Annotated in this window: 7 protein-coding genes; all 7 read left to right on the top strand. The window is 38.8% G+C overall.

Features of this window, described 5'->3' with window-relative positions; translation table 11 throughout:
- On the top strand, positions 1-1,873 hold a 1,873-nt coding region (locus ACRCJ0_RS08210), incomplete at its 5' end, for a V-type ATP synthase subunit I (protein ID WP_431390142.1).
- Between the two features lie 14 nt (positions 1,874-1,887).
- Positions 1,888-2,343 (top strand): ATP synthase subunit C, encoded by a 456-nt coding sequence (locus ACRCJ0_RS08215; protein ID WP_111857142.1) that lies wholly within the window; start codon positions 1,888-1,890, stop codon positions 2,341-2,343.
- On the top strand, positions 2,343-2,648 hold the full coding sequence (locus tag ACRCJ0_RS08220; protein ID WP_417893789.1) for a V-type ATP synthase subunit F: 306 nt from the start codon (positions 2,343-2,345) through the stop codon (positions 2,646-2,648). The genes ACRCJ0_RS08215 and ACRCJ0_RS08220 overlap by 1 nt, the downstream gene beginning before the upstream one ends.
- Positions 2,649-2,665: 17 nt before the next feature.
- Positions 2,666-3,253 carry a V-type ATP synthase subunit E gene (locus ACRCJ0_RS08225; protein WP_419971429.1) on the top strand — a complete coding sequence of 196 codons (588 nt, stop codon included), beginning with the start codon at positions 2,666-2,668 and terminating at the stop codon, positions 3,251-3,253.
- Between the two features lies 1 nt (position 3,254).
- Positions 3,255-5,021, top strand: coding sequence for a V-type ATP synthase subunit A (locus tag ACRCJ0_RS08230; protein WP_431387353.1), 1,767 nt, complete (start codon positions 3,255-3,257; stop codon positions 5,019-5,021).
- 12 nt (positions 5,022-5,033) lie between these two features.
- Positions 5,034-6,455 (top strand): V-type ATP synthase subunit B, encoded by a 1,422-nt coding sequence (locus ACRCJ0_RS08235; RefSeq protein ID WP_290490966.1) that lies wholly within the window; start codon positions 5,034-5,036, stop codon positions 6,453-6,455.
- Positions 6,456-6,469: 14 nt separating this feature from the next.
- Positions 6,470-6,790 (top strand): V-type ATP synthase subunit D (locus ACRCJ0_RS08240; protein WP_431390143.1); only part of this gene is annotated, 321 nt, incomplete at its 3' end.

A 6,790-nucleotide genomic window follows, 5' to 3' on the forward strand; every position in this document is an offset into this window, starting at 1 on the left:
CTTGACCCACTATCCTATTCATTTAGAAAATGCATTGAAGGAGTTGTCAGAGATTCGAACACTTCGTCCCTATACAAGTCCAAACCCTTACGAACCTTGGGAAGAACGAATTGATAACTTATTAGACTACACAAACGTTGAGCATGGTAAAGACATTCACTTGGACAAACCCATGACCTTTGATCAAGCAAAAGCTTTAGTAAACGAAGTTGAAGAAAGCTTGCAACATGAACGAGAAGCCATTGCTAAGGTGCAAGCAGCACATGATGAAGCAAATGAAAGCTTGTTAATGTTTAGACCTTTCCAATCGATTGACTTTACATTGGATAAAATTTACGAAATGAACCACATTAAATTCCGTTTCGGTCGTTTCACTCGTGAAAACTACCGTAAGTTTGAAAAATATGTGGACACAATGGTGCCAGCAATCTTCGTGAAGAGTGAAGAAACTGAAAATTACGTTTATGGTGTCTACTTCACACCAGATGAAGCGCGCCAACGTGTTGATGCTCTTCTATTCTCACTAGCTTGGGAACGTATTTACCTTCCTGAAGAAAGTGGTAGCTTCCGTAAAATTACCCATAAATACCAAAACCTAGTGGAAGATACTGAAAGCCAGTTAATCCAATTGAAGCGTAAAATGCGTGCTTTAGTAACGCCAGTTGCACCTAATTTATTAGCTGCTAAGAGTCGTTTAATGGATTTATCTCAAGCCTTTGGTGTTCGTAAATTTGCAGCAATTACCCGTGAGGAATTCGCACAAAAAGAAACACGTTACTTATTAATCGGTTGGATGGCTCAATCTGATGCGCAAAAATTCAGCGATGAAGTGAAAAACGATCCAAACGTGACTATGTATATCGAAGATGAAGATGACAACAGTCATTTGAATCCACCTACAAAAATGAAGAACAATTTCCTAATCCGCCCTTTTGAGTTACTAACCAAAATGTACGGCGTTCCAAACTACCGTGAAATTGATCCAACAGCGATTGTAGGTATTTCTTACTCCCTTCTTTTTGGTGCCATGTTCGGAGACGTGGGTCAGGGATTAATTCTATTTCTTGTAGGGCTTGTCGGATTCTTCAACAAGAAATTACGCCCTATCGGTATGTTAGCACCAATTGGATTAAGTTCAACTATCTTTGGTTTCCTATACGGATCAATCTTTGGATTTGAAGATGTTATCCATGCATTATGGCTACATCCTATGACACACATGACAGACATCCCCTTCTTCGGAAGCTTAAATACTGTATTTATTGTTGCAGTCGCCTTTGGTATGTTCATGATCCTTGCAACAATGATCGTCAACATCGTGCAACGCTTTAATGCCGGAGAAAAATGGGAAGCCATTCTTGATAAGAACGGTATTGCCGGATTCATTTTCTACTTTGTATTAGTAGCTATGTTAATCCTTTACATGTCTGGACACACAATTCCAGCAATTGGCATCTTAATCGCTATCCTAGCTTTAGCATTAATCACAATTGCCTTTAAAGAGGAAATAATTCACAAGTTGGAAAACCATAAAGAGGAAAATGGTGACAACATCGTGATTAAAGCATTAACGATCTTCTTTGAAACATTTGAAACCCTATTAACTTACTTTTCTAACTCAATTTCATTCGTCCGTGTGGGTGCGTTCGCTATTTCCCATGGTGCGATGATGAGTGTGGTATTAATGTTTGCAGGTGCAGAAAATAGTGGCAACATCAACTGGTTGGTCATTATCTTAGGTAACTTGTTTGTAACTGGTTTTGAAGGATTAGTCGTGGCAATTCAAGTTTTACGTCTTGAATTTTATGAAATTTTCAGTCACTTCTATCGTGGCGATGGTATTGAATTTAAAAATATTTGGATTAAAGATTAAAGGAGAAAATAAACATGACAACAGAATTATTAATTAAACTAACAATGGTTGCAACTTTCGTATTGGGTTTTGTTTTACCGTTTGGTTACTTCTACACAGGCAAAAAAACAAAAGATCGTTACAAAAAATCATTAACTACTAACATAGTATTTGTTGTAGCTGGTATCTTAATTGCGATCGTATTAGCTTACAACCCAGAAGTTGCTTTAGCATCAACTGGTGCTGCTGCAGAAACTGCTGGTAATGCTGCTGGTTTAGCAACAGGTCTTGGTTACATTGCTGCTGCCTTATCAACTGGTTTATCATGTGTTGGTGGTGGTATTGCCGTTGCGTCTGCTGCTTCAGCTGCCCTAGGTGCTATTTCAGAAGATGGTTCAATCTTCGGTCGTTCATTAATCTTCGTTGGTCTTGCTGAAGGGGTTGCCCTTTACGGTTTGATCATCTCATTCATGATTTTAGGTCAACTATAATGAAAGCTTACGTAATCTGCGATAACTTAGACACTTTGACTGGATTGCGATTAGTAGGTATTGAAGGTGAAATTGTAAAGCCTGCGGAATTTGAACCTGCCTTTAAACGTGCAGTAGCAAATAAAGGTATTGGCATTCTTTATCTTTCGCCTTCTCTAATTGAAAGCAATCAAGACCTTGTAAATGATGTTCGCTTTAATCAAGCAACACCACTTATCACTTCAGTCTTAGGTGCAAATGAATATCAAAATGCGACCAATACCATTGCAGACACAATTCAACATGCAATCGGTATCCAATTATAGAATGGGAGTTTTAAGCAATGGATTTAGAAGATAAATTTGCTTATTTTGAAACGCAAGTCAACCAACAAGCGCAAGATATTATTGACGAACAAGTCAATCAATACCGAGCAACTTTGCAAAAAGACTATGATGAATTTGTAAAAAATACAAATCAAGAGTTTGATGCAAAATTTGAAAACGCCAAAAAAAATATGCGTAAAGAGTTGAATAAAAACATTTCTCAAAGTCAAATTCACTTACAACGTGACTTGTACTTACAGGAAGAAAAGTTGAAAAAAACGCTATTTGCTGAATTCAACGATGCGATTCAAAATTACATGCAAACAGATGAATACCGCAACCAATTAGTTGTGATGATTAATAACTTAAAAGACTATGCAGAAAAAAATCGTGAAGAGTTGGTCGTTTACATCAACCATTCAGATCAAGCTATGTATGAAATTTTACTAGAAGAAACAAATGCAAATATTCAAATTTCAGACCGTGAGTTTTTGGGTGGCGTTCGTGGCGTCTTTAAAGATCGTCAAGTATTAATCGACTACTCTTTCTCTACCCTATTAGAAAACGTTGAAGATAGCTTTACTATCAAGGAGGTTGATGACTAGAATGGCAAACGAAAATTTAATTTATTCAATTTCGGGTCCAATCGTTAAAATAGCTGGTCCAACCGACTTATCCATGCAAGAAATGGTCCACGTTGGGGAAGACAAATTAGTTGGGGAAGTTATTTCCATCAATGAAAAAGAAACCACTATCCAAGTATACGAAGAAACCGCGGGTATCCGTCCTGGAGAACGCGTTTACGGTACAACAATGCCGATTAAAGTACAGTTAGGCCCTGGTCTAATCAATAATATATATGATGGTATTGAACGTCCTTTAGTTGAAATTGAAAAACAATCCGGATATATGATTAAACGTGGTGTACAAGTAGATTCGCTTGATAAATCAACTTTATGGCATGTGAAACCAGTTGTTGAAGTCGGTGACCAAGTTTCTGGTGGTGCAATCATTGCCGAAATCCCAGAATCTAATGCCGTTACCCATAAAGTATTGGTACCACCTACAACTGTTGGTGAAGTCGTAGAAGTCGTTGCTGAAGGTGACTATACAATCGAGGATATCTTGGTTAAAGTACGCCGCTTCAATGGTGACATTGATGAAATCAAAGCTTATCAAGAATGGCCAATCCGTCAAGCACGTCCTGTCGCTTCTCGTTTCGAGTCAACTACACCACTTGTAACTGGTCAACGGATTATCGACTCAGTCTTCCCTATCGCTAAAGGTGGTACTGCTGCGATTCCTGGTGGTTTCGGTACTGGGAAAACGACTATGCAACATCAGATCGCCAAATATGCCGATGCTGATGTGATTGTCTACATTGGTTGTGGTGAACGTGGTAACGAAATGACCGAAGTACTTGAAGACTTCTCAAAATTGATTGACCCTCGTTCAAATGCGCCTTTGATGGAACGTACAGTTTTAATTGCCAACACTTCTAACATGCCGGTAGCAGCTCGTGAAGCCTCTATTTATACAGGTTTAACAATCGCTGAATACTACCGTGATATGGGTTATGACGTAGCAATCATGGCCGATTCAACTTCTCGTTGGGCCGAAGCTTTACGTGAATTATCTGGTCGTCTTGAAGAAATGCCCGCTGAAGAAGGTTTCCCTGCATACTTAGCTAGTCGTATTGCTACCTTCTATGAACGTGCTGGTTACATGCGTAACTTAAACCAATCAGAAGGCTCAGTATCGATTATCGGTGCTGTATCTCCTCAAGGTGGGGACTTCTCTGAACCAGTTACCCAAAATACTAAACGTTTCGTACGTTGTTTCTGGGGGCTAGATTCAGAACTTGCCCATAAACGTCACTACCCTGCAATTAACTGGATGAATTCTTATAGTCAATACGTGGATGATTTAGGTGCTTGGTATACTGCCAACGTTTCTGAGAAATTCCTAGCTAACCGTGCTGAAATGATGGCCCTTTTACACGAAGAAGATCAATTAATGGAAGTTGTAAAACTAATCGGTTCTGATGTTCTACCTGACCATCAAAAGTTAGTCTTACAAACTGCGCGTGTCTTCCGTGAAGGTTTCTTACAACAAAATACCTTCCATAAAATCGACTCTGCGGTTCCTATGGCTAAACAAGAAAAAATGATGGAAGTTATTTTATACTTACATCACCGGGCTAAATCATTGATTCAATGGGGTATGCCAATGTCTTATCTAAACAAATCAAGTATTTTCACGGATGTAATCAATATGAAATATACTACTTCAAACGATAATATAGCTGATTTTGATCACTACTTTGAAGATATTGATGCTTTCTATGAAAAAGCAATGCAAGAGAACGGTTAAGGGGGAATAATAATGGCAATAGAATATCTAGGATTAAATTCCATTAATGGCCCTCTAGTAGTTGTAGACGGTGTTAGAGGCGCTGCATATAACGATATCGTACGCTTTCGTGTGAATAGCAACGAAGAAAAATTAGGTCAAATTATTACCATGGAAGGCGAAAAAGCTATCATCCAAGTATTTGACTCAACTACTTCAATGTCTCTAGATAATACACATACTCAATTTACTGGCCACGGTTTGGAAATCGAATTGGCACCAGAAATTCAAGGTCGTGTATTCGATGGTATCGGTCGTCCAATCGATAATTTAGGACCTGTCCACTCTGATATCAAACGTGATGTGAATGGTGCGCCGCTTAACCCAGTATCTCGTGTTTACCCACGTGACTATATTGAAACTGGTTTCTCTGCAATTGACGGGTTGATGACTTTGATTCGTGGTCAAAAATTACCAATATTCTCAGGTGATGGTATGAGCCATAACCAAGTAGCTGCTCAAATTGTTAAACAAGCCAAATTAGGTGAAGATTCTGATGAAGAATTCGCGGTTGTATTTGCTGCAATGGGTGTAAAACATGATATTGCTGACTACTTCCGCCGTTCATTTGAAGAATCTGGTGCAATGGACCACGTAACCATGTTCGTGAACACCGCGGATGATCCCGTTATGGAACGTCTAATCACGCCTCGTGTGGCCTTAACAACGGCTGAATACTTGGCTTATGATTTAGGTAAACATGTGTTAGTTATCTTAACGGATATGACCTCTTTTGCTGAGGCCTTACGTGAAGTATCATCAGCAAAACAAGAAATTCCTTCTCGTAAAGGTTACCCAGGTTACCTTTACTCTGAATTGGCAACTATTTATGAACGTGCTGGTATCGTTAAAGGTAAACCAGGTTCGGTAACGCAAATTCCTATTTTGACCATGCCTAACGATGATATCACGCATCCTATCCCCGACCTTACTGGTTATATTACTGAGGGACAAATCGTCTTAGACCGTGTAATTGAAGGTAAAAACGTTTATCCACCAGTTGGGATTCTGCCCTCACTATCTCGTTTGATGAAAGATGGTATTGGTGAAGGATTTACCCGTGAAGACCACTCTGATGTAGCTAACCAATTGTTCGCTTCTTATTCTGGTGCTAACGAGGCTAAATCTTTAGCTTCTGTTATCGGGGAAGAAGAGTTATCGGATGTTGATAAACTTTACCTTAAATTTGGTGAGTTATTCGAACAAAAATTTGTTGGTCAAGGCCAAGATGAAACAAGAACCATCCAAGAGACATTGGACTTAGGTTGGCAATTATTAGGTATTTTCCCACGTGAAGAATTGACACGTATGGATACAGAAGTCCTTGATAAATACTACAAAAACACAGCTGATGAGGTATTAAACCAACAAACAACTGACAAGCCCCTAGTATAAGGTGGTGAAAATTAATGGATATTAATAACACCCCTACCAAGGGGAACTTAATGCAGATTCAAAAGACATTAGATCTTTCGCGTAACGGTTATCTATTGATGGACCGGAAACGGATTATCTTGATGAATGAGTTGATTGATTTGTTAAATAAGGCATCCGGCTTACAGGATGACCTTAAAAAGGCTTATGAGTTGGCTTATCATAAATTGTCAATTGCTGCTTATGAAAATGGTATTTTAAGTGTACATGATGCATCAACTAACGTGAGTGTTGAAGACGATATCCAATTAAAAGTACGTAGTGTCATGGGTTCAGAGGTGCCAGAAATTAATTAT

This window comes from Aerococcus sp. L_32 (assembly GCF_050689315.1).

What these genes read in the sequence shown, in the direction of transcription:
- ACRCJ0_RS08215 (WP_111857142.1), top strand. Translation starts at nt 1,888, where the DNA reads ATGACAACAGAATTATTAATTAAACTAACAATGGTTGCAACTTTCGTA.
- ACRCJ0_RS08220 (WP_417893789.1), top strand. Translation starts at nt 2,343, where the DNA reads ATGAAAGCTTACGTAATCTGCGATAACTTAGACACTTTGACTGGATTG.
- ACRCJ0_RS08225 (WP_419971429.1), top strand. Translation starts at nt 2,666, where the DNA reads ATGGATTTAGAAGATAAATTTGCTTATTTTGAAACGCAAGTCAACCAA.
- ACRCJ0_RS08230 (WP_431387353.1), top strand. Translation starts at nt 3,255, where the DNA reads ATGGCAAACGAAAATTTAATTTATTCAATTTCGGGTCCAATCGTTAAA.
- ACRCJ0_RS08235 (WP_290490966.1), top strand. Translation starts at nt 5,034, where the DNA reads ATGGCAATAGAATATCTAGGATTAAATTCCATTAATGGCCCTCTAGTA.